Origin of the sequence: Ammoniphilus sp. YIM 78166 (assembly GCF_004522215.1) — a bacterium.
Lineage (GTDB): Bacteria > Bacillota > Bacilli > Aneurinibacillales > RAOX-1 > YIM-78166.
On sequence record NZ_SDLR01000005.1, the window covers coordinates 639,502 to 663,053 of the forward strand.

Below are 23,552 nucleotides of genomic sequence, written 5' to 3' on the forward strand. Positions count from 1 at the left end.
CCATGAGGTATCCGTTATGGGAATCAATGATGTCATTGTTTTCGTTATGATTATCTTTAGTATTACCGGAGCCATTGATAAGTGGCTTGGGAACAAATGGGGATTGGGCAGCCGGTTTACGGATGGCTTTATGGCGATGGGATCATTAGCCTTAGCTATGATCGGCATTGTCTCCTTAGCTCCAGTCCTCGCAAGTGTGCTTACGCCCGTCATCACCCCGATCTACTCTTGGATCGGTGCGGATCCAGCGATGTTTGCCAATACCCTGCTTGCTGTTGATATGGGAGGCTATGCGCTTGCCCAGGTGTTAGCCGGGTCCAAGGAAGCTGAGCTATTCGCTTGGGTTTTCTTAGGCACCATGATGGGGCCTACGATTGTGTTTACCATCCCTGTAGCCTTAAGTATCATTCAGAAGGAAGACCATGTCTATTTTGCTAAAGGCATCCTGATTGGGATCATCACCATTCCTCTGGGCTGCCTTGTAGGAGGAGGCATAGCCGGCTTCAGCTTTAAGATGATGGCCATCAATCTCATCCCTACGGTTCTGTTTTCACTCGTGATTGCTGTTGGACTGTGGAAGATTCCCCAGCATTTGATTCGCGGTTTTCATTATTTCGGTCGGATTGTCGAGCTGATTACCCTCATTGGCCTCGTGGCTATCATGGTTCAGACGATGACGGGCTATACGCTGATACCGGGTCTTGCCCCCATTTCTGAAGGGATTCAGACGGTTGGGCTGATTGCCATCATGCTTTCTGGAGCTTTCCCCATGGTATTCATCATTACAAAGGCTTTCCGGCGACATCTGGAAAAGCTGGGCTCAGCCTTAGGGATTGGTGAAATCGCGACAGCAGGGCTAGTGGCTTCCTTAGCCCATAACATCCCCATGCTGGCTATGATGAAAGACATGAAACCGAGAGGCAAGATCATCAACACGGCATTCGCGGTTAGCGGCGCGTTTGTATTGGGAGGGCATCTCGGTTTTGTCGCGGGAATGAATAAAGAGATGGTTTTTGCCATGATCATAGGCAAGCTCTTCAGTGGAGTGAGTGCGATTCTCCTCGCTCTCGCCGTCACGCGTTCTCAGAGAATATCCGAACAAGACGAGCAAAAAATTTCGGTGTAACGTGATAATCATCACCGAGAAAAAAGGTCAAACCGTTTAAGATCAAAGTAGAAAGACAAACACTACGATGATCGGAGGAAAAAAAGATGATGACCACTTTTTTACCTAGTGATAAAACCGGAGATATCGTGACTCGTTTTCCCCAATCGAGCACTCTATTTAAAAAGCATAGAATTGATTTTTGTTGCGGAGGTAATCGCCCCATTGGTGAGGTAGCTAAGGAGAAAGGGTTAGATGTGGAAGCATTTCTTAGCCAAGTCAATCATCTGTATCAGCAACAAGCGGACACTAAACAGTCCGACCAAGATTGGTCAAAGGCAAGTGAGCAGGAGATTATTAATACCATTGTCAATCGCTACCATGCTTATCTAATGCAACACTTACCCGAGATTAGCCAATATGTAACGAAGGTGGCAAGAGTACACGGTTCCCAGCGCGAGGAGCTTGTTAAGCTCCATGAGGTGTTCCACCAGTTTAAACTGGAGATGGAGCAGCATGCCTTAAAGGAAGAACAGCAAATCTTCCCCCTCATTCTTCAATACGTACAAAATCCGGCCCCCGAGCTTCTGCAGAATGTAAAAGACGGCATCCAGGAGCTCGAAAGCGAGCACGTAGGAGCGGGTAATCTGCTAGAGGTCATGCGTCAGCTTACGCATGATTATGAGTTGCCGGCTGAAGCTTGCATGACGTATCAACTGACTTTTAAAAAGCTAATGGAGCTTGAAGAAGATACGTTTATGCACATCCATCTGGAGAATAATATCCTTTTTCCTCGTATCCTTAACCAATAGAAAAAAGCAGGGGAAGCAACCGCCTCCTCTGCTTTTTCCCTTATATACTATAAGCGAGCCACTCCGACTTCTTGCCCCCCATCTTGTCATACAAGGCCTGGGCGGCTTTATTATCATGAGCAGTCTCCCACGACATGTAAGCATAGTCGTTTTCTCGAATATACCGGATGCAATGCTCGAACAGCTTCTCCCCGACTTTCTTTCCCCTGGCGGGCTCCGCTACAAATAAGTCATTTAAGATCGCGGCTTTTTTCACAGACAAGGTGCTAAAGGAATTATATAGTGTGGCAAAACCAACTAGCTCCCCTTCGACCTCCGCTACAAACTGCAGTCCTGAGCCGGGCTGATCAAGCAAATGTAAAATCAAACCTGTCAACGCTTCCTCCGAAGGCTGTTCTCTCTGATAAAAATTGACAATATAATCGTTCATTAAATCATATAAAGCAGGTACATCCTTGTTTTCAGCTTTTCGGATCACAATAGCCATTTTCAATCCACTCCCATTTACTTTCGGTTAAAACCTTGCTTTTCCACAAAGTCTTTCATGTACATTCTGCTTTTACCTTTGAGGGTAGACATAACAAGGTCCGACCAACGATCCTTGCGTTTTCCTGAGGTTCGGACATCATAATAGTGCTGCATCACTTCGTCATATTGATTGAGATAAGGCTTGACCTCTGCTTCAGCTGCTTTATAGCTATTTTCATGGTAAATGACTTCTTGCGGTAGTCTCGGCTTAAGGTCCGGCTGTTGGTCGGGAATTCCCACCGCTAAGCCGAACAAAGGCAGGACGAGCTCAGGAATCTGGAGCACTTCTTGCACGCCCTGCAAGTTATTGCGGATTCCACCGATATAACAAACACCAAGCCCCATGGACTCAGCCGCAACGGTTGCGTTCTGGGCAGCAAGTGCAGCATCGATTACTGCCACCATGAACTTTTCTGTACTTTGTAGGGATTCCTCTATCTCAACCTCCGCCCATTCCCCAATCTGTTGATGACGATAGAGATCAGCACAGAACACAAAGAAATGGCCATTCTCTGCCACATAAGCTTGGTTTCCAGCTAGCTCAGCCAGTTTTTGTTTCTTCTCTTTATCCGTAACGCCGATAATCGTATAGGCTTGGACATGGCTTGATGTGGAAGCCGCTTGAGCGGAGGCGACAATGGCTTGAATCTGTTCGGTAGATAGTCGCTCATCCTTGAACTTTCGAATCGAACGATGGTTACGTAGTAGATCAATAGTTGGGTTCATGCTCTTCTCCTTTTGTTAAACTGCAATCAATCCCATTTAGTATAATTTATCCCATAAAAAAAAGCGATGGCCGAAGCGATCGCTATACGTTAGGAATGTTTTTGTATAAACTCTAATCCTCGGTAAAGCCACACCGCAGCGTCTTCTCGGGTAATCGGTTTATCCGGATAGAAGTTGCCGCTATCGTCTAATGCCGCCATTTTTGTGATCAAGAGTTTTTGAATCGTATCCATCTTAGAAGGATCAATCTTCTCCTCATCCCCGATTAGCATGAAGATCTCAATAAAAGCATATTCTCCTGTCTTCAGGACGGCCTTCATCAATAAATCAGCGAATTGCTCCCTGGTGATGACCTCGTCCGCACGAACCGCTTGATCTATGTCCAACCCATGGTGATGCGCCACAACAAATGCTGATGAATACCAAGCATCGTTCGGAATGGCGGTGTAATAATCACTCGCTAAAGGTTGCTTAATAAAACGGATATGATCCAGGTTCAGGTCAAAGCCCTTAACTATTAACTGTACCGCCTGTGCGTAGGTTAAAGATTCTAGCGGTGCAAATACCTCATCACTATAGCCCTTAACAATCCCTCTTTCTTTTAAAGACACGATCTCCTGCTTTACTTGACTTTCTTGTAAATCGGAAAAAGCCCACACGGACGGTTGAGCAGGTACTAACAGGGCCAGCGTGAGTGCGATCCATCCTACATGTTTTTTCATATATCTCCCCTACCTTTCATCCCCTTTACCTTCTTGACGTAACAGGAACAAGTTAGGTTGCAGGTATATGTTGCGCTCCTTATCACTAAGCTGTAGAGAGGGAAACGATAGGGAGGTGACACAAGCTTGGGTAAATTTTTTCTTTTTTCCTTCTTATGGTGGATCACAGGCAATCCCTTTCTGGCTATCCTCTTGCTTCTCATTCTATTCTACTTCTTAGATAGAAGGTTTATTGGCTTATCGCCTAGCATCACGAAGCCCCTCCGGCAGATGAGAAGAATCTCGAAGTTGCAGCAAGAGCTTCGCCTAAATCCGCATCATACGAGTAACAAGCTAGAGCTGGCCCGTCTTTATATGGAAAAAGGACAGTATCAAAAGGCATTACCTTATCTGCAGGAGGTCCAAGCCGTTATCGAAGATTCAGCAGAAATTGATTATGAGCTAGGGCTTTGTCTGGTCAAAACCGAGAGGATCAAGGAGGGAGAGGCTCTAATCCTTAAGGCTTTAGAAAGGAATCCTCTAGTCAAGTATGGAGAACCTTATCTAGAATTAGGAGAAATCTATAGCCCTATCGACATAGAAAAAGCCCTTTCCTACCTTCAAAAGATTCAGGAGATCCATTCTTCCTCAGCCGAGACCTACTATCGTTTAGGAACACTCTACACGCGTTTAGGCCAGAGGGCCGAAGCCGCGAAAGCCTTTAACGAGGCGCTGGAAATCTATAAAAGCCTGCCCAAATATATGCGTAAAAAGCAAAGAAAGTGGGCGATCCTCAGTCGCATAAAAAAAGCTTCTATCGAAGCATTTTCAGTGTAGCAGACCGCCTTAAAAGGAAGCTTTTTATGCCGATAGGAAATTATGTTTACTTTAACAATTTAAAGTAACATATTATTTCCTATGCGGTAAAAAAAAGCAGGAGTGGATGAGCTCCTGCTTACTTTTTCTTTTCGAGCTGTTCAAGGAAGGTTTCCAGGGAGGCATCTAGCTGCTTTTCCCGGAAGCGGTCCTCGTTCACGTCAGAATCAACCTCAAGCTCTTGCTCCAAGATCCCGTAAACATCATCTGGGTTGAAAGGGGCTTTTTTAGTTTCCTTCATTGGCTTACTCCAACTCATTCGGCAGTGATATAATCGTTAGCTTTTCTTTAATATCATGATCGATAAGAACCTGTACTCCTTCTTTCCACTCATAGCGACCTGTATAGCTCTCGCCTGGATTGTCCTTTTGGTTCAAGACGTTAAAGTCACCGAAGTCCCCTTCCGTAAAGCGCTGAATGAAAGGATCAAGCTCGCCAAACGTCATGTGGTCTGTAATGCCTTGCGTGATGGTTACATCGCCAAGTCGTATCCTCATGGTAAAAACCTCCTTTTTACATCCTACACCTTTCATTTTCTCCTACTCCACAAGCATCATGCAGCATCGGTTAGTTTCTGCTCATTGCGAGCCACTAGATGACCTGCTAAAGAAGCTAAGATCTGCTGAAATACCATAGCCAAGATAATTGGCGCGGCTACTGCACCCGGGAAATAAGAAACCGCAATTACGGCACCTGCACTGACATTTCTCATCCCCCCGCAGAATACGAGAACTATCACATTTTCTCGGTCCCATTTCAATTGCTTGGCAATGAGCCAGCTAACAAAATAGCCGGAGGCGGCAATGAAAAATACCATACCTGCCATCGTGGCGAGCCTGCCATCCAGTTGAGTCAGATAAGGAGCGACTGTGGCACTATTAATCGTAACCACCACACCAAGGCCAATCTTGGAAAAAGGAGATAAACGAGGACTCCAGGAACGGTGAAGCCTTCCTTTTGACACCTGATTAAAGAGCATTCCTAAGAGAGAAGGAATCACGATCATCCCGAGCAACCCCATGACCATCGCGCTCATGTCAATTTGAACCATGGATCCGGCGAAAAGGGACAGACTATAAGGAACTATAAAAGGAGATAGCAAGGTATCAATGATAATAATAGAAAGCCCTAAAGCGATGTTTCCTTTATAAATCACTACCCAGATCATGCTGGTAATCCCTGTTGGAATGACCATTCCTAAAATTAATCCCGTAATGGTCAGTGCATCGCCGCTAAATACCAGGTGTCCAAAGGACCAAGCCCATAAGGGCATTAGAAAATGCAAAACAAAAAGGGCAACCAAAATCGGGAAGGGGTGGGATATCACCCGCCCCAAGCTTTTGAAATCAGCACTCAAACTGCCGGCAAAGGTCATAAAAGCAAAAATAAAAGGGACTAAGAAAGCTAAACCCATGATTTTCTCCCCTAGCCAAACTCCCACGAGAACACTGACAGGAGTGATCAGAGGCATACTCTTCTCTAGTGCTCGATTGACTTTACTTAACATCTCTTCTCCACTCCAATAAGTCTTCTCTCTTCTCTATAAATTAGCTTAATACTGCTTGAATCTTTTTCCGCTTCGCCTCAAACTTCTCATCGGAAAGCACAGGCTTAGCTTCTTGCGTATCAATCTCTTGCAAAAGCTCATGCCAAGACTTACAACCAAGGTAAGCCTCCTCAATCGGCAACGTAACCGGCTTTTTCAATTTAAAGATGCGTAGGACTAATACATGAAGCGGCTGTGTCTTCTTCCAGTTTAATCGCTCTTCGGCAACGGTATCCACCCAGATGTGATAGGGAGATAAGGTACGTACCTTTTCTTCATCAAAGACTTCGATATCTTCCACCACCTCGGCGACGATTCGAATTTGAACCGTGGAGTTCCTCGAATCCCACTGGTTCAGGGAATCAAAGAAGTCCGGCTCATATTGAGGTTTAACGAGTTCTACCTTTTGATGTTCAAAGGTGGGGTATAACAGGAATCGCTGATCTACCAACTCAAACTGCTTGGTTTCCTCATGAATGCCACCCTTGCGAAGCAGGATAATCTGCTGACCCTCTTCCAAAGCTTTTACGGCAACTCCCCACTCTTTTAACGCTAATTTCATTTTGGTTTCCTCCATGTTTTGTTTTTTATTTTACTACATATTCTGCTCGATTGGCTCTTCTCCTCTTTAAATCCGCCATCATCACGACAGCCTGACGAACATCCTGTTCAAAACTAGCTTCATGCGGAACGTCCACTAGCCCATCCACCCCATCGCGGAGAAAGAGTAGAGACATGCCAGCTACCTCAACCTGCCTGATTTGCTCATAGGCTAGCTTGTAAAGGTAAAGCTGTGGCTTATACTTTTCAATCAGATCTTCTCTTTGTTGGGTTCGGTTGGTTTTTAGATCGATTACGCAGATTCCGCGTTCCGTTCGAACCACCTTATCAATGGTGCCTAATAAGTGAATCCCTTCGACTTCGCAGGTAAAGCTCCACTCATTTTCCATCGGCGTCCCTAACAGCTCGGGATCGATTCCTTGGTAAGAACGGACGAGCTTCTCGAGTTCCCGTTCATATAGCTTCAGATTTTCTTGATCTTCCAGACGGCTCAGTGCTTCTTTGAAGGCGAGTCTTTTGGGCCAGCCCTGGTCTAAGCACTCACAAATGCGATGCACAAGTCCTCCTAATTGAGAGGCATCGATCCCGAAGTAAGGCGTGTTTGGCGTGGAATCCTGTTCTTGCAGCCACTCTGGATTCATCTTCAAGACGTGCTTCTGATAATATAACTGGGGATCGTTCATAAAGTCCATCACTTCACTCACGGAAAAAACGATCGGTGGCTCTGGCTCAAGGGATAAGGTTGGCCCCTCATAGATCTCTTCTACCATCTTGGCTTTATGTGAATGGACTTCATTTTCCCGAACCAAGATGCGCTCCCCTAGCGATTCCGATTGAGATAAGGCTGTTTGCAGCATCTGGTACCATGTTTTATCCGCTTCTTCCGGCTTGTCTTTTTCTTTATGAATAGAAGATAAAACTAAATAATCGCGGGCTCTCGTGGTGGCTACATAAAACAATCGCTTCGACTCTTCTAACGCTTGATCCCGAGCCTGCTTACTCCATGCCTCAAACAAAGGAGTAGAAAATTCTTCTTCAATGTGAGGCTCTTGTTCTTTTTCCTTTTTATACTTGACTGCCAGGCCAAACTCCTTGTGGAATCGAATGCTTCCGCGGTCGGATTGAATGCTGCGACTAAGATTGGGCAAGAACACGATGGGAAACTCCAGCCCTTTTGACGCATGAACCGTCATAATATGGACGGCATCCCCCTCATCCAGCTCCACATCGGCCTCTCCCTCTTTTTCTGACAAAGCAATAACCCGGTCCGTCTCGGTTAGCATCTGGTCAAAGGAATAGAGCTTCAAGTCAGCTAAGATCCCAATGAGCTTCTCTACATTTCGAATGCGCTGCAAGCCGTTGGACTGCAAGTAACAGCTGTAACGAAAGCCGCTCTGTTCAAAAAGCTGGAATAGCGCTTCTTTAGTATCCGTTTGGGGAAAATAAGGCACCCACTGCTCATAGAAGCGATAAAAACGCTCGAGCTTTTCTCTTAAGTGCTCTTCTATGCCAGCATCATGGAAATGACCTTCATATAGAAAAGAAGAAACCGGGACGCCTTTTGACCATTTTTTAATCTCAAGAAAATCATTCATGCAGAGACCAAATAAGGGTCCTCTAAGTAAGGCATGGATGTAGAGGGATTCCCACGGGCGGCTCATCCAACGTAATAAGCTTAGAAAATCAAGGACTTCTTGCTTTTCATAGAAGCCAATTCCCCCGTAGACCACGTACGGGATGTTACGATCCTGTAGCGCCATCTCCAGCTGAGTCAAGGGAGTTCGGCTCGGAATTAAGATGGCCATGTCCTTCCATTTCGGCGCAGTCCAACTGCCCTGAACCTGAACCTCTGGCGTTTGATTCTCCACCATGTCTACCATTCGGGAAACGAGCATTTGATACTCGTCCACTTGATCCGATTCCTGATCCAATCTCCCCTTCAGTAATTCCACACGTACTTCTTGTTCTCGCTCCGAGCAACGGGCAGCAATTAAAGGAGAATAAGGAATGCGATAGGACGAGTCACTTTCCTGTTCCCCCAGGATCGAGGCGAAGGCAAGATTGACAAAATCAATAATCCCTTTACACGTACGGTAATTGTTCGGCATATCGATAAAGGCTGGACCGGTTGACCTCGCTTTTGCTTGGGCAGCATACACTTTCATCAAACTCACATCGCCGCCTCGAAAACGATAGATGGCTTGCTTGCCATCCCCTACAATAAAGCGAAAATCGGGCTGAATGCGCCCAAGCATGCTCATTTGCAACCTATTGGTATCCTGAAATTCATCGATCATGAAATGCTTGTATTTTCTCCTGCATTCCTGTGCCACGCTGTTTTTTCCCAGTGCCCCCACGGCCTTTCGCTGTAGATCCGCGAAGTCCATAGCAGCCTGGTTTCTCTTGGCCTTATCGTACCGGTCATGAAAACTTTTCATCATACGGCCAAAAAGCTCCACGATCAACTCCAATTCGCGCAGTGTTTCAACTGCTCGAACGGGATGGCTCTTCCAAAACTCCCTCACAGGCGACCAAACCTCTTTTAAGAAGCCGTAGAGCGCTGGTGCGGACTTTTTCCAAGCTCCTGCCAGAGTAGGCATCACCTGCGTGACCCTTGCAAATTGCCCTTCGACATCGTGGTTTCTGTTGAAGCCTGTGTTCTCTAGAACTCCAAGAATATTTTCAATATGACCGGTAGCACTGCTGGCTTTCTTTTGACTTAGCTCTCCTAACAACTGCTGAAGGGGAGAAATATAGTCTTGAGCCTTCTGATAGAATTCATCAAGACACCTCTGCTTTTGCAAAATTTCTTGCTCCACGGCCCGCTTCACCATGACTTCGGCATTAAAAAGATCAAGCAGATCGACCTCGTCCTCTAGCTCCTGAAGCTGTCCATAGACTTCCTTAACGGTCGCTTTTAACGTATGCTCATTAAAAAAGCGATATAAGGGGGACCATTCCTGATAGTTCGCTTGCTCTTCGAATAAAGAGTCAAGGATATCCGCTTGCAACAATCTCGCTTGCACTTCATCCAGTACGGAAAAGGAAGGAAGAACTCCCGCTTCAAAAGAGTAGTCTTGCATGATCTTCTGGCAAAAACTATGAAACGTCGTGATGGCGGCACTGCCAAGGGCCTCGATTTGCTCATCCCAAAATTGCTCGGCTACTTTCAGGGACGGACCCGCATATAATTTGGCGGCTTCTTTCTTCTTTGCCAACAGGTTCTTGCGGATCCTATCCCGCATTTCACGAGCCGCTTTTTTAGTAAAGGTGATGGCCACAATTTCTTCAACCTGTGCGGAAATCGGCGAAGGCTCATGAGCCATGAGCTCGGCCAACCGCTGCTCACAGAGATACACATAACGCTCCGTAAGCACTCTTGTTTTCCCCGAACCAGCTCCAGCTGAAATGACGACCAGTTCTTCTTCGCTCAGAATCGCTGATACTTGCTCTGGATTGAACCCTTCCGCCTCAAGCCGCCCCCGCTTCTCGAAAGCAAAACTCATGTCCAAGAATCTTCTCCCTCCTCTATTTGCGTTTTCGTCACCCGACAAACCAATTTATAGGGACACCACGGCTGACAATCTAAGGGAGCGACTGAAAAGTCTTGATGCATCCCCTTCCATAACGTGTGGACCCGATCTCGCAATTGATGCTCTTCTACAAAAACAGAAGCGTCTAACTCCTTCACTTTTTGGGCTTGCTTGGATACATTGAAGCGGGTAGCTTTCTCGTGATCCCAGATGCCGTTCTTTGCCCGTTTGGCAGGATCCTTTAATGAAACATAGGAAGCTCCGTGTGGAGACAGGCTTTGAAACTCTTCTTGCACCGCTAACAAATACAAGGGAAGCTGCAACTTTAACCCCGGCTTCACTTCGGTATGAAGGTTCATCGATGCTTTTCCTGACTTGTAATCGTAAATGACAAACCCTTCTTCATCTCGGTCTAGTCGATCGAGCTTTCCTTCCACGGTAATGTTCGTCTCTTCGTCGATAGCTAGATGAAGACGAATTTCCTTTTCGAAGCGGGAAATTCTCATGCCCTCGAGCCCGGGATTATTCCAGAAGTGGTAGCGCTCAGCTGACCACCATTTCCTGAAGGTCTTCCACCAGCTGTCTTTCTCCTTTAGCAGGACGATGGGGCTTAACTCCTTATTTTTCTCCTCTACTTCCTTCCAAAGCGTGGCAAAGAGTTCTTCCAGCTGCTTCTCCGCCACTGGCTCCAGCCCCTCTTCCCGAAAAACAGAGAAAGGCTTCTCCACGACTCCAAGCTCGGTATAAAAGCGCTGAATAAACCGATGCTGCAAGGAGCCTTTCTCTCTTGCATCTACCTGTTCAAGACGTTCCCTCGGTTCCTCTATTTCGAGCAGCCTCTCCATCGCATAGCGGAAGCGGCAGGCAGCATAACTTTCTAATGCCGTCACAGCGACGGTATCCTTAAACAACTCTTCTTGCCATGTTTGGGTTAATGTCTCTCTACCATCTTCTAGCCTTTGAAGGTGTGTTCGCATTTCTAGCAGAGTATCCGGCACTTTGGAGAGCTGTCTTCCCCGGCCCAAATGATAAGCTAGCTTCTCCATCCAATCGGTCTGGCTGTAGTATAGATACTCCCCTCCCTTCTTTCTACTGAAGCGAGAAGCCGTACTCCATATCGTATGAGTAGAAGGGATTTGCTTTCTTTTCAAACGCTGCTTGTTTTGGAAGGTATAGGTCCGTTTCCGCGCTCGACTACCCACCTGGCGCTTGCGATTGCCTACATATTTGGATGCTAACAGCGGGTTTTCTTGATCGCTTCCTACCACATAGGAAAGGGTCAAAAACGGACTTAAATAAGCGAGTTGTTTAAAAAGCAGGTCTTGCTTCGCTAGATGGGTTCGGCGGTCTGGCCTGGCAAAAGGAAATTCCATTCGATCAAGGTCGATTTCCTGAACATATCCCTGAAGCTGATGGGGAGAAGGGAACACCCCATCATTCATGCCTAATACGTATAAATGGTTTCCAGAGAAAAGGGCAGCGTCGCGAAGGGTATACAAACTTACCCCTGCGATTGGCGTACGGTCTTGGTAGATCTTCGTACTCTGCAGCAATTCCTCCATCCACGCTAAGAACGTATCCAAATAAACAGGATAAGACCCCAGACCCCGATCCTGCAGCTCTTCTCTTTTGGAGGTAAGCATAAGAATAAGATGGTCATAGGCTTTCCATTCCGTACATACCTTTTGCAAGAACTCCGTATTCTCGGCATCCAATCGCTTTTTCCAATGCTCAGCAAACCTTTGCTGCTGAAGAAATTCGAGAAGGAAATGAAGATAGCTCTCGAGGGTCCCCTCTTCAGACAAGGACTGATGAAGAAATAAGAAAGGATCGAATAGCGGTTGAAGCTCTTCAGGCAACACCCCGCTTTCGAGAAAACCTTGCTTCATCTTGGTATATTCTTGCGGTGAAACATATAAGAGTCGCAAGAACAAATCAAACAACCCCAACCTGCCCCATTTGTCTTCTCGAGCATAGTTTTCTTTTAAACTCGTAATCAGGAAACGATAGAATTGCGTTTCTTGAAAGGATATGTAGGAGGGTTGCTTCAGAGGGATCCCTCGATGCTTGGCAATCCGTTGAAATGGCTGACTATACTCCTGCTCATTAAGGAGTAAAACACCAAACGAATCCCAGCCCCTCTGCCCTGCCTGTTCAACTACTTCATCTAGCATCCCATGAATTTCTTCCTCTACGGAGGACGCTTGCTTCACTCTCTGATGCTTTAATTTCAAGTTAGACTTAGGACCGCTGCTAGCAGAAAATCCCATCTGCGAAAGGTGATGTCTCGTTTCTTGTACCAGCTCCGCCCCCGGCACATCCGGTAAATAAATAGTCACAGGGATCTTGAGATCCACCACCGCTTGAAGGAGTTGGTATTGTAAGGGACTAAGATCATAGAAGCCATCCACAACGAGATGTCCGATCGGCAGTTCAGACAATTCTCTAGCTCTGGCAACAGCTTCGAGACTCAGGTTCTCGGGATCTAAGAAACCCTGATTTACCCATTTTTCCTCATACTCCTCTAATAGAGGTCTCATAGCATGTAATCGGGCAGGAAGCTGATCGAGCGAGATGCCCATTCGCTTTAACTGTCCATACGTATTGGCATAGGCGATCGCCTCATGCTTCTTTTCCTCGCGATGGTCTCCATTGGTGTATTGACGCAGCGCCAGTTCTTGCATAAAAATCTTACGCTGGTGCTCCGTTGTTTCGGTAAAGCTAAGTCCCGCGCAATCCAATATCAGCTTGGCCAAGTCGTCAAACGTAGCAAAAGCTAAACCCGACTGCCTCAGGCGAGCCCTTCGCAGCCATTTTTTTGCAGGGAGCAAGTAGTAAATCGGATAAGGCATACTGTCTTGTTTTTTACGCCAGCCTTTTAAGCGGTTCGGATAAGCAATTTCAGTCAACCTCGAGCGCTTGATAACGAACTGGTTCATCTTTCGTCCCCCGATCCTTTGAAAAATCCTCTATACCTGAGTATACCAAAAGACAAGGCAAAAAAGCGTGGATCCTATTGGAATCCACGCTCTTTGCCATTAAGCTTGGTTCGACGAACCAAATTCTCTCATTTTCCCTTTAACCGTTTCCTTAATGGCATCCCTCGCAGGGCCTAAGTATTTACGCGGATCATATAGATCCGTCTTCTGGCTCAATACCGAACGTACCACCGCTGCTGAAGCCATTTGATTTTCCGTGTTAACATTAATCTTCGCCGTTCCGAGTGATATCGCTCGTTGAATGTCTTCGGTAGGGATACCTGTTCCACCATGAAGGACTAACGGGACATTCGTCAATTGTTGAACTTCTTTCATGCGATCAAATCCTAGATTAGGCTTTCCTTTATAAGGTCCATGTACGGAACCTAAGGCTGGAGCCAAGCAATCCACGCCTGTAGCTTGGACAAGCTGTACGCATTCAGATGGGATGGCATACATCGCATCGGCATCCGCCACGACCAGATCGTCCTCCTGTCCGCCTATGCGGCCAAGCTCCGCTTCAACGGACACGCCCAGCGCATGGGCTACTTCAACCACCTGTTTCGTGATTTGAATATTCTCCTCCAGCGGGTGATGGGAGCCATCGATCATAACAGAGGTAAAGCCTGCATACATCGCTTCCACACACTTCTCAAACGATGAACCATGGTCCAGGTGAATAGCTACTGGAACCGTCACCTTATATTCTTCCATGAGTGCCTTGACCACGGCCACAACCAGCTTGAAGCCCCCCATATAACGAGCTGCCCCTTCACTCACACCAAGGATCACCGGCGAGTTTTCTTCTTGTGCCGCCTGTAGAATGGCCTGGGTAAACTCTAGGTTATTCAAATTAAACTGCCCTACCGCATAATGGCCTTTGACAGCCTCGTTCAACATGTCTTTCATCGATACTAGTGGCATAGCTGCCTCCTTATGTAATAATATCTTATACCTTTATTATACCTAACGGGACGCAATATGTAAATACGGGACATTTTATGTCCTTAGAGGGTGAGTAGGGGCTTCAAGTGATGGGTTTGGTGCCACGATCCGGCCGGCGGTGAGCTTGAAGGGCATCAAACGTCGGGTTTGATTCCCCGATCCACGCCTCGCGAAGCTTAGAGGGCATCAAACGTCGGGTTTGATTCCCTCATCTGGGCCTCGTGAAGCTCAGAGGGCATCAAGCGACGGGTTTGATTCCCTGATCCGCGCCTCGCCAAGCACGGAGGGCATCAAACGTCGGGTTTGATTCCCTCATCTGGGCCTCGTGAAGCTCAGAGGGCATCAAGCGACGGGTTTGATTCCCTGATCCGCGCCTCGCCAAGCACGGAGGGCATCAAACGTCGGGTTTGATTCCCTCATCTGGGCCTCGTGAAGCTCAGAGGGCATCAAGCGACGGGTTTGATTCCCTGATCCGCGCCTCGCCAAGCACGGAGGGCATCAAACGTCGGGTTTGATTCCCTCATCTGGGCCTCGTGAAGCTCAGAGGGCATCAAGCGACGGGTTTGATTCCCTGATCCGCGCCTCGCCAAGCACGGAGGGCATCAAACGTCGGGTTTGATTCCCTCATCTGGGCCTCGTGAAGCTCAGAGGGCATCAAGCGACGGGTTTGATTCCCTGATCCGCGCCTCGCCAAGCACGGAGGGCATCAAACGTCGGGTTTGATTCCCTCATCTGGGCCTCGTGAAGCTCAGAGGGCATCAAGCGACGGGTTTGATTCCCTGATCCGCGCCTCGCGAAGCTTAGAGGGCATCAAACAACGGGTTTGATTCCCCGATCCCCGCCACGGCAAGCTCGAAGGGCATCAAACGTCGGGTTTGATTCCCTGATCCGCGCCTCGGCAAGCTCGGAGGGCATCAATCAACGGGTTTGATTCCCTGATCCGCGCCTCGCCATGCTCAGAGGGCATCAAACAACCAGTTTGATTCCCTGATCCGCGCTTCGCCAAGCACGGAGGGCATCAAACGTCGGGTTTGATTCCCTCATCTGGGCCTCGTGAAGCTCAGAGGGCATCAAACAACCAGTTTGATTCCCTGATCCGCGCTTCGCCAAGCACGGAGGGCATCAAACTTCGGTTTTGATGCCCCAATCTACGCCTCGTCAAGCTCAAAGGGCATCAAACAACGGGTTTGATGCCCCGATCCACGCCTCGCGAAGCTTAGAGGGCATCAAGCCACGCATTCCACCCCATCTAAAAAGGCCTGCACACTTGTGCAGGACTTAAGNACCCCATCTAAAAAGGCCTGCACACTTGTGCAGGACTTAAGAACATCTAGCTCTTCACTTGTACTTCCGCTTGTTTTGCGGCAATCTCTCCTACAATCGGCAGGTGATACCATTCACCCTTGTAAGCCTTAATCATGAGGAAAATCCATAAAACCAGGCTCACCGGCACTAAGACCATGTTTCCAATCCAACCTAGGACGGGGATAAATCCTAGCACAAAATTAAGGATAAAAAGAAAGACAAAGACCAAAATCGATTGCATCGCATGGAACTTTACAAACTTATTTTCTTTTTCCACCAATAAAAATATGACACCTGTAATCGCTCCGAATAAATAACTTAAAAATCCAGCAACATTAGGGTCTAGCCCTGTGGAGGTTTTTTCCTTGTTCTCATCACTCATGGCGCCGCCTCCTTTATTCTTCGTTCTGTGCTATTGTATTCTTCTTTAGGCAGAAAATGACAAGATCATCCCTACAATGCTATAATAAAGGAATTGTTGAACTTTTCAGAAAGGAGAAAGAAGATGTACTACTATACATTATTTGAAATTGACCATCCCCACATGTAAAACGACGGGGACTTCGCATAGGGATTCCCCGTCTAGCCGTAGGAACATCATTTTACCTTAGACGGAGGAATAAATCATGAAAAATACCATTTTAGGAGCTATATGCTTATCATTGGCCGCTAGTATTTGGGGAGGCATGTATGTTGTCAGTAAATATGTTTTGGACTTCATTCCACCCCTTACGTTAGTCTGGCTCCGCTATATTGTCGCTTTCCTTGTCCTGTTTATCCTTTTACAGGTACAACAGCGAAAAACAACGCGATTAAGAATTGAGAAAAAAGATTGGTATCTATTTGCTTGGATTGGCTTTATTGGGTATTTTGTTTCGATCAGCTTTCAGTTTATCGGCACGCGCTTGTCTGATGCCCATACTGGCGCTCTCATTACGTCTGCAACACCAGCCTTTATCGTTGTTTTTGCGCGGTGGATCTTAGGGGAAGCCTTCACGACTCGCAAACTCGTTTCTCTCGCATTGGCCACACTAGGTGTCGTCATTGTGATCGGATGGGAGCAAAACGTGGACAGCTCGCTATTAGGTAGCCTGATCTTAGTGGGAGCAGCCATCACGTGGGCCCTATTGTCTATCTATGCGAAGATAGCTACTCAGCGGCATACATCGCTTACCGTTACCACCTATGCTGTCTTTTTTGCCTTGCTCTTTACGACACCGGTCATGCTCTGGGAGATCCGAAGAGAAGCCATTCATTACAATGAACCACTGATCATTCTTGGTGTATTATATCTAGGCATCGTCTCTACGGCAGGTGCATTTTTCCTCTGGAATAAGGGTCTTGAGCTAATGGACGCCGGTGTTGGCTCGCTCTTTTTCTTCTTTCAGCCCATCGTAGGCTCGTTCTTAGGCTGGTTGCTGCTGCACGAACACCTGGGTGTTAATTTCTTCGTAGGTGGAGGGTTTATCCTGTTAGGTGTATTATTAGTCACGTTGCAGCCCGAAACAAAGGCAGGGTAAGGGTAACCCCTGCCTTTTTCCTTTTCAACCACTTTCATGTTTCTTTCTCCAACGGTAATGAAAAAAGAATATCAAAAAAAGAATCCAATCTGCCAAGTAGGAATAGCCTAGGGTCCACCATTTAGAATAGTACATATTACCTGTGATGATCGCTAACCATTCTACTGTTAGAGAAAGAAGTGTCCAGTAGAAAATATACCGCAGCAACCTCCAATTGATTTCTTCACAGGGAATATATTGCAAGAACAAATAGGTCACAACAGGATATATGCCCAGCTGCTGAAGGAGATGATGCAAATATTCTATTCCTTCTTTGTCTTCCTCTCTATAATCCCACAGCTTGTAATGATGACTGCCAAATAGATCCACCGAACTAGCTAAATACATCGCTAATAAAACAGTTGGATAAAGCTTATGGAATTTTGTTTTATCGGCAAATCGAATATAGGCGAGCCAAGCAAGGGTAAAGGTGGTAATGGAAAACAGCATATGTAAACTCCTGTTTCGTTTTTACTAGTATTTCCAACCTACCTCCAACCTTCCTATGATTAGTTCGACATAAATCGCTATTGTGATTAGCCCAGTCCTTCGTAAATGGACTAGACGGAAACCCTGTGCTGTTTCTTCAAGTACAAAGAAAGTAATCCAAAGGAGAACAAGATTAAGACGGAGAAACTCATAAACACATTCCGGTATAAGACCTCCGGTGATAGCTCCTTTTGAACATCCAAGAACAGCCCCGCTGCGGTGACTCCGAAGGCCCCTCCAAAAAATTGAATGAGCTGCATCAATCCCATGCCAGAACCCAGCATCGGTTTATCCAGTATGCGAGAGACCTCATTAGATAAACTGGCAGTCATGCAGGTGAATCCGATACTTGTCAGCATATAAGTGATTAAAATCATATGAGGCGAATAAACCGACAACCAGGCAAAAGCAAGAGTTGAGGCCCCGAGTAACAGATGACCCAACCGCAATAACGGTTGATTCCCCCATCGATCAATGGCCTTCCCAATAAAGATGGCTGCAAAAGCAGAAAGCATTGCGCCTGGAAATATAATAAGACCGATAGCAGCAGGACTTTTTCCGTATAAGACAGCGAGCATGATCGGCATAAGAAACAAAATGGCAAAATGCGTAGAGAAAGCCGAAAAGCCAATAAACAATAATTTCAAGTAAGACCCTTGTCGCAGCAACTGTGGCTGGATAAAAGGCGTTTGTTGTGATGGTCGGTGGATATGCTTCCAGAGTACATAAAAAGTCACCAGACTAAGGATAAGAAGCCAGTTCTGAAACGTTACTAAGTATACCAGTGCTATCGCTACTCCAAAGGCCGTGAGGGCCGCACCTAAAAGATCGAATTGAATAGGCTTTTGTTCTTCTACAGGAAGCCAGCGTTTAAACCATGGAAGCAGGAACAAGACTAGGGTCGTTACTAGGAACAGAGCATTCCATCCCCACCACTGTGTAATGGATCCTCCAACAACAGGACCTAAGCCAAAACCTAATGATGCAGCAGAGGAAATGAGCGACATGGCTCTTCCTCTTCGAGCTAGTGAAATATAACGCGCAGCCAACACCATAGCTAGCCCTGGAACGGCTCCTGCCCCTACTGCTTGAAGAAGCCTCGCGGTAACCAGCAGGGAAAACGTATTGGCGATATACCCAATCATCGATGCAACACCCAGTATCACCAGGGCCGTAATGAGCAACATGCGTATTGGGATAAAGTCTGATAGACGGCTATAGGTAATGGTTGCAATCGCAAAGGCAATAGAGTAGCCCGAAACAATGATCGAACCAATCGTTGGGGTAAGCTGAAAATCTCCGATTACACTGGGCAAGGCGACATTAAACATCGTCGTATTCATCACGACAAGCCATACCGTAAGACTCCATAATGGAATCACTTTTCGTTCTATATTGGGATTAACTTCATTCTCCATCTCCCACCAACCTTTAACGTATTTTCCGTTATCATAACAAAAAGGCTCCATACATGGTAGAGAGCCTAGCCGCTTTAGATTGTTCCTACATCAGTAAAGTTCGTGTCTATGCCTGGCATCCCAGGCACCCAATTGGCAGGAACACCTTTCCCCGTTTTTCTTTCATAGTAAAGTCCCTGAAGCAATCGGAGGATCTCGTAGATATTTCTTCCTACCTCTTGCGGATAGATTTGCTTGGAAACGATGATCCCTTCCGGATTAATAACAATGGTGGCCCGATACGCAGCCCCAGCCTTCTCATCTAGAACTCGATAAGCACGACTAATCTGCAGATTTCGATCGGAGAGAAGAGGAAATTGGATCTGTTTAGCTTTAGGCGATACATCCTTGAATACTTTATGGGAAAAAACACTGTCTGTACTAATACCCCATACTACCGTATCGACCGCTTGAAAATGAGGATAGAGAGCAGCGACCGCTGCTAGTTCGGTTGGTCAGACGAAGGTAAAATCACTTGGGTAAAAGAAAAGCACCACCCAAGACCCTCTGCAATTCTCTAGCTTCAACTTCTTCATTTCCTGATTCACTAGAAGAGCCGGGGCTGTAAATAGCGGAGCCTCGTCATCTCGCGTGGCACAAAACGGCTGCTGATTATCCATGGCTTTTCCCTTCCTTTCATATCTAATCCTAGTTTATGCACTAGGCATTCATCACGGGAGTGTCCATCTAAACTTGACAAGGATGGATAATATTTCTAATATAAGCCCAAACCCTTAGAGTAATTTTTAAGATCTGGAGGTCACGATGGACGCTTATCAAGAAAGAATCGATCAACAGCGTCAGTTTTTTCATTCAGGAAAAACCAAAGACTTGTCCTTTCGTAAGGAAGCTCTGAAAAAGCTTAAAGCAATGGTCTTAAACTACGAACCGCAAATCAATGAAGCTCTTAAACAAGACTTGAATAAATCGGAATATGAAGCTTTCGTCACGGAAATCGGCGTGCTTATTGAAGAAATTAATTTTATGCTCAAGCACCTTGATCGATGGGCCCAGCCTCGCGCCGTGAAGGCTTCCTTCATGACCATCGGCTCCAAGAGCATGATCTACCCTGAACCCTACGGTGTTGTCCTTGTGATTGCTCCCTGGAACTATCCTTATCATTTAGCCATCGCTCCGATCATTGGGGCCATAGCAGCGGGCAATTGTGTTATGCTTAAGCCCTCTGAGCTTACTCCACGTACCTCTGCCCTGCTAGTAGAGCTTATTCAGAAGGTCTTTTTGCCAGAATACATTTCCGTAGTGGAGGGCGGCATCGAGGTAAGCACATCCTTACTGGAGAAAAAGTTTGACTATATCTTTTTCACTGGTAGCGTTCCTGTGGGTAAAATCGTGATGACTGCGGCAGCCAAACACTTAACGCCAGTTACACTCGAGTTAGGTGGAAAAAGCCCTTGCATTGTCCATGAGGATGCAAACCTATCCCTAGCTGCCAAACGGATCGTCTGGGGAAAATTTATTAATGCGGGTCAAACCTGTGTAGCTCCCGACTATCTTTACGTCCAAGAAAGTATAAAAGAGCGGCTCCTCGAAAAAATGAAAAAAGCGATCGAAGAAATCTATGGGGACCGAATACTCGAGGAGCAGAATTTCACAAGAATAGTCAGTGAAAAGCACTTTGAACGACTTCAGCACTTCTTGTCTAATGGAGAGATTATTGTGGGAGGGAGAGCCGATCGTCAAACGTTATTGATCGAGCCCACTTTACTTGAACATATTTCTTGGAAGGACGAGGTGATGCAAGACGAGATATTTGGACCGATCCTGCCTGTCTTGACTTTCCGTACGCTAGGGGAGGTTATTGCTGAAGTCAATCAGCGACCAAAGCCCTTAGCATTATATTTGTTTACGGAAGACCCCACGGCCCAAGAGTTCGTCCTCGGATCCATTTCCTTTGGTGGGGGGTGTATCAACGATACGCTGATGCACCTCTCTTCCCCTCACCTCCCCTTTGGAGGTGTAGGCGAAAGCGGCATCGGAGCCTATCATGGAAAAGGAAGCTTTGATACCTTTTCCCATGAAAAAAGCATACTCAAGCAAACCACTAGATTTGACATTCCCTTGCGCTACCCTCAAGTAAAAAACGGATTAAAAAAACTACGGTGGTTTGTCCGATAAAACAAAAGAAAGAACAGTCCCTCCTCGGACTGTTCTTTCTTGCTTGCTAGTAGCCAACAAAACCAGGCTGGGCCACGATTACGAGCAAGATGTAGAGGACTAGGATGAACGCAAGGCCACCCCATAATCCACCTGCTACAGGAGCTCCCATACATTTCTCCTCCCTTCTTAACTTTCTAACACATGTATATGCCCTGACCTAGACAGGCGATTGTACGGATGCCTATCTCCAAGCTGGAAAATGATGTATACTCCCTTCCTTTGGTGCAAAGAGTATTATTGTGGTCAAACCAACCAAAGGAGGGCATGGATCATGAATATTCAACGTGCAAACGAGATTGCGGAATCGCCGGTTATGCGTCATGTTACATTTAACGGAACTCCGGTGTACATTCAACACGTAGATGAAAACAATGAAACTGCGCGAATCTTTCCGTTAGATGAGCCACAGAACGAGCAAGAAGTTCCCGTTGCACAACTCATTGAACATTAGTCGTCACAAAGCAAAAAGAAGCTGAGCGTTAAGCCTCAGCTTCTTTTTGCTTTTAGTTCTCCATGTTTCCCTTCACAAACGCGACAACTTCGTCAGAAGTTCGCATCGCCAACATTTTGTCTCTCCACCCAGAGGTCTCTTGTTTGGATAACTTTTTAATTTGGCTTCTTGCAGGCAAGATAGAAGTAGCACTCATACTAAATTCATCTAAACCTAACCCTAACAGAATCGGGATCGCAATCGGATCGCCTGCCATCTCTCCGCACATTCCTACCCATTTTCCGTTCTTATGAGCTGCTTGGATCACGTGATCAATCAAACGAAGAATAGCCGGATGATACGGCTGATATAAGTAGGCTACCCTTTCATTCATTCTGTCAGCTGCCATCGTATACTGAATCAAATCGTTTGTTCCAATACTGAAGAAATCCACAAGTTCAGCAAATTGATCAGCTAGAATGGCCACAGAAGGAATTTCCACCATGATTCCAAGTTCAATTTCATCCGAAACGCTAACCCCTTGACTCAATAACTCCTCTTTTGCCTCAAGTAGCATCTCTTTTGCCTCAAGGAATTCCTCCACTGTAGCAACCATCGGGAACATAATCTTTAAATTGCCGTAAACACTTGCTCTTAACAAGGCTCGCAATTGCGTCCGGAAAATCTCTTTTTCCTCCAAGCATAGGCGAATCGCTCGGAATCCGAGGAAAGGGTTTAACTCTTTAGGTAAATGCAAGTAGGGAAGCTCCTTATCCCCGCCAATGTCTAAGGTACGGACTACGACCGGCTTACCCTGCATTCTTTCAAGTACTGTTTTATAAGATTCAAACTGCTCCTCTTCAGTTGGAAGCTGGTTTCTTCCCATGTACAAAAATTCTGTACGATACAGCCCGACTCCCTCTCCGCCGTTGTCCAAGACCCCCTGTACATCTTCCGGAGTCCCAATATTGGCGGCCAGCTCCACGTGTTCTCCATCACTCGTTACCGTTGCCTCATTCTTTAGCTTGGCCCATTCTGCCTTTTGGGCTTCATACGCTTGTTTCTTTTGCTCATACTCAGCAACAACGGATTCCGAGGGATTAATAATGACCTGTCCCTGGTTACCATCAACGATGATCATCATCCCTGGTTCCGCTTCCCTGGTGATGGTCTTAGTTCCAACGATAGCAGGGATCTCCATCGAACGTGCCATAATCGCAGAATGAGACGTCCGTCCGCCGATATTGGTTACGAATCCTTTTACATACTGACGGTTTAATTGGGCGGTATCCGATGGAGTCAGATCTTCGGCCACCAGGATGACCTCTTCAGAGATTAAGCTTAAGTTCGGAATCGTAACCCCAAGAAGATGAGCAATGACCCTATTCGTCACATCACGGATATCTGCGGCACGTTCTTTCATGTACTCATTGTCCATCTGCTCAAACATTCCGATAAACATGTTCGCCACATTGCTCATGGCAAGCTCAGCGTTCAAGCCTTCATTTCGAATGCTATCTTTAACTGGATCGATGAGCTCAGGATCACTAAGAACAAGGAGATGAGCAGCAAAGATTTCAGCCTTATCCGGCCCTAGTTTATGTAAAGCGTGTTCTTTAACTTTCTCCAATTCTATTTTTGAAGTTTCAACGGCCTGCGTGAGTCGCCCAATCTCCGCTTCTGGATCCGTGATTGGGGTTTGGGTGACCGTCAAATTAGGACTTTCAAGCAGATACGCCTTCCCCATGGCGATTCCAGCCGATGCTGCAATCCCCTTCATTGATATTTCAACAGTATTTACTCCCATAGCCAACTTCCACCTT

Annotated in this window: 22 protein-coding genes; 6 read left to right on the forward strand and 16 right to left on the reverse strand. The window is 46.4% G+C overall.

Going from position 1 to position 23,552, the window contains the following annotated elements:
• Nucleotides 1-16: 16 nt before the first annotated feature.
• On the forward strand, nucleotides 17-1,126 hold the full coding sequence (gene eutH / locus EIZ58_RS24430; protein WP_134703550.1) for an ethanolamine utilization protein EutH: 1,110 nt from the start codon (nucleotides 17-19) through the stop codon (nucleotides 1,124-1,126).
• Between the two features lie 86 nt (nucleotides 1,127-1,212).
• Nucleotides 1,213-1,917: an iron-sulfur cluster repair di-iron protein gene (gene ric, locus EIZ58_RS24435; protein ID WP_134703551.1), complete on the forward strand. Its 705-nt coding sequence runs from the start codon at nucleotides 1,213-1,215 to the stop codon at nucleotides 1,915-1,917.
• 40 nt (nucleotides 1,918-1,957) lie between these two features.
• Here the strand turns inward: ric and EIZ58_RS24440 are convergent, their stop codons facing one another.
• From EIZ58_RS24440 to EIZ58_RS24450, 3 genes are all read right to left on the reverse strand, one after another.
• Nucleotides 1,958-2,404 (reverse strand): GNAT family N-acetyltransferase, encoded by a 447-nt coding sequence (locus EIZ58_RS24440; protein ID WP_134703552.1) that lies wholly within the window; start codon nucleotides 2,402-2,404, stop codon nucleotides 1,958-1,960.
• Between the two features lie 17 nt (nucleotides 2,405-2,421).
• Complete coding sequence (nfsA, locus tag EIZ58_RS24445; protein WP_134703553.1) at nucleotides 2,422-3,171, reverse strand: oxygen-insensitive NADPH nitroreductase; 750 nt, start codon at nucleotides 3,169-3,171, stop codon at nucleotides 2,422-2,424.
• A gap of 89 nt (nucleotides 3,172-3,260) precedes the next feature.
• Nucleotides 3,261-3,893, reverse strand: a complete 633-nt coding sequence (locus tag EIZ58_RS24450; protein ID WP_134703653.1) for an S-layer homology domain-containing protein — start codon at nucleotides 3,891-3,893, stop codon at nucleotides 3,261-3,263.
• Nucleotides 3,894-4,019: 126 nt separating this feature from the next.
• Here EIZ58_RS24450 and EIZ58_RS24455 point away from each other — a divergent pair, with 126 nt between their 5' ends.
• Nucleotides 4,020-4,709, forward strand: a complete 690-nt coding sequence (locus EIZ58_RS24455) for a tetratricopeptide repeat protein (RefSeq protein WP_134703554.1) — start codon at nucleotides 4,020-4,022, stop codon at nucleotides 4,707-4,709.
• Nucleotides 4,710-4,827: 118 nt separating this feature from the next.
• Here EIZ58_RS24455 and EIZ58_RS33815 read toward each other — a convergent pair whose 3' ends face one another.
• From EIZ58_RS33815 to EIZ58_RS24490, 8 genes are all read right to left on the reverse strand, one after another.
• On the reverse strand, nucleotides 4,828-4,989 hold the full coding sequence (locus EIZ58_RS33815; RefSeq protein WP_167577935.1) for a hypothetical protein: 162 nt from the start codon (nucleotides 4,987-4,989) through the stop codon (nucleotides 4,828-4,830).
• Between the two features lie 4 nt (nucleotides 4,990-4,993).
• Entirely contained in the window at nucleotides 4,994-5,245 is a 252-nt protein-coding gene (locus EIZ58_RS24460; protein ID WP_134703555.1) for a hypothetical protein, read from the reverse strand.
• Nucleotides 5,246-5,301: 56 nt separating this feature from the next.
• Nucleotides 5,302-6,255: a bile acid:sodium symporter family protein gene (locus EIZ58_RS24465; protein WP_134703556.1), complete on the reverse strand. Its 954-nt coding sequence runs from the start codon at nucleotides 6,253-6,255 to the stop codon at nucleotides 5,302-5,304.
• Nucleotides 6,256-6,295: 40 nt separating this feature from the next.
• Nucleotides 6,296-6,856, reverse strand: coding sequence for a DUF1802 family protein (locus EIZ58_RS24470; protein ID WP_240689367.1), 561 nt, complete (start codon nucleotides 6,854-6,856; stop codon nucleotides 6,296-6,298).
• 25 nt (nucleotides 6,857-6,881) lie between these two features.
• The gene (locus tag EIZ58_RS24475) at nucleotides 6,882-10,361 is read right to left on the reverse strand and encodes a UvrD-helicase domain-containing protein (RefSeq protein WP_240689400.1); all 3,480 of its coding nucleotides are present in this window, start codon (nucleotides 10,359-10,361) and stop codon (nucleotides 6,882-6,884) included.
• Nucleotides 10,358-13,327: a PD-(D/E)XK nuclease family protein gene (locus tag EIZ58_RS24480; RefSeq protein WP_134703559.1), complete on the reverse strand. Its 2,970-nt coding sequence runs from the start codon at nucleotides 13,325-13,327 to the stop codon at nucleotides 10,358-10,360. Before EIZ58_RS24480 ends, EIZ58_RS24475 begins: the two co-directional genes overlap by 4 nt.
• 99 nt (nucleotides 13,328-13,426) lie before the next feature.
• Nucleotides 13,427-14,290: a class II fructose-1,6-bisphosphate aldolase gene (gene fba / locus EIZ58_RS24485; protein WP_134703560.1), complete on the reverse strand. Its 864-nt coding sequence runs from the start codon at nucleotides 14,288-14,290 to the stop codon at nucleotides 13,427-13,429.
• Nucleotides 14,291-15,641: 1,351 nt separating this feature from the next.
• Nucleotides 15,642-15,998: a DUF4870 domain-containing protein gene (locus tag EIZ58_RS24490; protein WP_134703561.1), complete on the reverse strand. Its 357-nt coding sequence runs from the start codon at nucleotides 15,996-15,998 to the stop codon at nucleotides 15,642-15,644.
• A gap of 244 nt (nucleotides 15,999-16,242) precedes the next feature.
• Between EIZ58_RS24490 and EIZ58_RS24495 the strand changes: the two genes are divergently transcribed.
• Entirely contained in the window at nucleotides 16,243-17,136 is an 894-nt protein-coding gene (locus EIZ58_RS24495) for a DMT family transporter (RefSeq protein WP_134703562.1), read from the forward strand.
• Nucleotides 17,137-17,160: 24 nt separating this feature from the next.
• On the opposite strand, the gene EIZ58_RS24500 is transcribed toward EIZ58_RS24495, so the two are convergent.
• From EIZ58_RS24500 to EIZ58_RS24510, 3 genes are all read right to left on the reverse strand, one after another.
• Entirely contained in the window at nucleotides 17,161-17,625 is a 465-nt protein-coding gene (locus tag EIZ58_RS24500) for a CBO0543 family protein (protein ID WP_134703563.1), read from the reverse strand.
• 110 nt (nucleotides 17,626-17,735) lie between these two features.
• Nucleotides 17,736-19,133: an MFS transporter gene (locus EIZ58_RS24505; RefSeq protein ID WP_240689368.1), complete on the reverse strand. Its 1,398-nt coding sequence runs from the start codon at nucleotides 19,131-19,133 to the stop codon at nucleotides 17,736-17,738.
• 23 nt (nucleotides 19,134-19,156) lie between these two features.
• The gene (locus EIZ58_RS24510) at nucleotides 19,157-19,741 is read right to left on the reverse strand and encodes a peroxiredoxin (RefSeq protein ID WP_240689370.1); all 585 of its coding nucleotides are present in this window, start codon (nucleotides 19,739-19,741) and stop codon (nucleotides 19,157-19,159) included.
• 145 nt (nucleotides 19,742-19,886) lie between these two features.
• Between EIZ58_RS24510 and EIZ58_RS24520 the strand changes: the two genes are divergently transcribed.
• Entirely contained in the window at nucleotides 19,887-21,257 is a 1,371-nt protein-coding gene (locus tag EIZ58_RS24520; RefSeq protein ID WP_134703566.1) for an aldehyde dehydrogenase, read from the forward strand.
• 46 nt (nucleotides 21,258-21,303) lie between these two features.
• Here EIZ58_RS24520 and EIZ58_RS24525 read toward each other — a convergent pair whose 3' ends face one another.
• The gene (locus EIZ58_RS24525) at nucleotides 21,304-21,408 is read right to left on the reverse strand and encodes a sporulation protein YjcZ (protein WP_134703567.1); all 105 of its coding nucleotides are present in this window, start codon (nucleotides 21,406-21,408) and stop codon (nucleotides 21,304-21,306) included.
• 162 nt (nucleotides 21,409-21,570) lie between these two features.
• Between EIZ58_RS24525 and EIZ58_RS24530 the strand changes: the two genes are divergently transcribed.
• On the forward strand, nucleotides 21,571-21,750 hold the full coding sequence (locus tag EIZ58_RS24530; protein ID WP_134703568.1) for a small acid-soluble spore protein H: 180 nt from the start codon (nucleotides 21,571-21,573) through the stop codon (nucleotides 21,748-21,750).
• A 52-nt stretch (nucleotides 21,751-21,802) separates the two neighbouring features.
• On the opposite strand, the gene ptsP is transcribed toward EIZ58_RS24530, so the two are convergent.
• Nucleotides 21,803-23,536, reverse strand: a complete 1,734-nt coding sequence (gene ptsP / locus EIZ58_RS24535) for a phosphoenolpyruvate--protein phosphotransferase (protein ID WP_134703569.1) — start codon at nucleotides 23,534-23,536, stop codon at nucleotides 21,803-21,805.
• Between the last annotated feature and the right edge of the window lie 16 nt (nucleotides 23,537-23,552).

Bases quoted from the DNA above. Each gene is read 5' to 3' on its own strand.
- EIZ58_RS24525 (WP_134703567.1), bottom strand. From the start codon at position 21,408: ATGGGAGCTCCTGTAGCAGGTGGATTATGGGGTGGCCTTGCGTTCATC.
- EIZ58_RS24500 (WP_134703563.1), bottom strand. From the start codon at position 17,625: ATGCTGTTTTCCATTACCACCTTTACCCTTGCTTGGCTCGCCTATATT.
- EIZ58_RS33815 (WP_167577935.1), bottom strand. From the start codon at position 4,989: ATGAAGGAAACTAAAAAAGCCCCTTTCAACCCAGATGATGTTTACGGG.
- eutH (WP_134703550.1), top strand. From the start codon at position 17: ATGGGAATCAATGATGTCATTGTTTTCGTTATGATTATCTTTAGTATT.
- EIZ58_RS24475 (WP_240689400.1), bottom strand. From the start codon at position 10,361: ATGAGTTTTGCTTTCGAGAAGCGGGGGCGGCTTGAGGCGGAAGGGTTC.
- fba (WP_134703560.1), bottom strand. From the start codon at position 14,290: ATGCCACTAGTATCGATGAAAGACATGTTGAACGAGGCTGTCAAAGGC.
- EIZ58_RS24480 (WP_134703559.1), bottom strand. From the start codon at position 13,327: ATGAACCAGTTCGTTATCAAGCGCTCGAGGTTGACTGAAATTGCTTAT.
- EIZ58_RS24460 (WP_134703555.1), bottom strand. From the start codon at position 5,245: ATGAGGATACGACTTGGCGATGTAACCATCACGCAAGGCATTACAGAC.
- EIZ58_RS24450 (WP_134703653.1), bottom strand. From the start codon at position 3,893: ATGAAAAAACATGTAGGATGGATCGCACTCACGCTGGCCCTGTTAGTA.
- EIZ58_RS24470 (WP_240689367.1), bottom strand. From the start codon at position 6,856: ATGAAATTAGCGTTAAAAGAGTGGGGAGTTGCCGTAAAAGCTTTGGAA.
- EIZ58_RS24520 (WP_134703566.1), top strand. From the start codon at position 19,887: ATGGACGCTTATCAAGAAAGAATCGATCAACAGCGTCAGTTTTTTCAT.
- EIZ58_RS24465 (WP_134703556.1), bottom strand. From the start codon at position 6,255: ATGTTAAGTAAAGTCAATCGAGCACTAGAGAAGAGTATGCCTCTGATC.
- ric (WP_134703551.1), top strand. From the start codon at position 1,213: ATGATGACCACTTTTTTACCTAGTGATAAAACCGGAGATATCGTGACT.
- EIZ58_RS24530 (WP_134703568.1), top strand. From the start codon at position 21,571: ATGAATATTCAACGTGCAAACGAGATTGCGGAATCGCCGGTTATGCGT.
- EIZ58_RS24495 (WP_134703562.1), top strand. From the start codon at position 16,243: ATGAAAAATACCATTTTAGGAGCTATATGCTTATCATTGGCCGCTAGT.
- EIZ58_RS24490 (WP_134703561.1), bottom strand. From the start codon at position 15,998: ATGAGTGATGAGAACAAGGAAAAAACCTCCACAGGGCTAGACCCTAAT.
- EIZ58_RS24440 (WP_134703552.1), bottom strand. From the start codon at position 2,404: ATGGCTATTGTGATCCGAAAAGCTGAAAACAAGGATGTACCTGCTTTA.
- nfsA (WP_134703553.1), bottom strand. From the start codon at position 3,171: ATGAACCCAACTATTGATCTACTACGTAACCATCGTTCGATTCGAAAG.
- ptsP (WP_134703569.1), bottom strand. From the start codon at position 23,536: ATGGGAGTAAATACTGTTGAAATATCAATGAAGGGGATTGCAGCATCG.
- EIZ58_RS24505 (WP_240689368.1), bottom strand. From the start codon at position 19,133: ATGGAGCCTTTTTGTTATGATAACGGAAAATACGTTAAAGGTTGGTGG.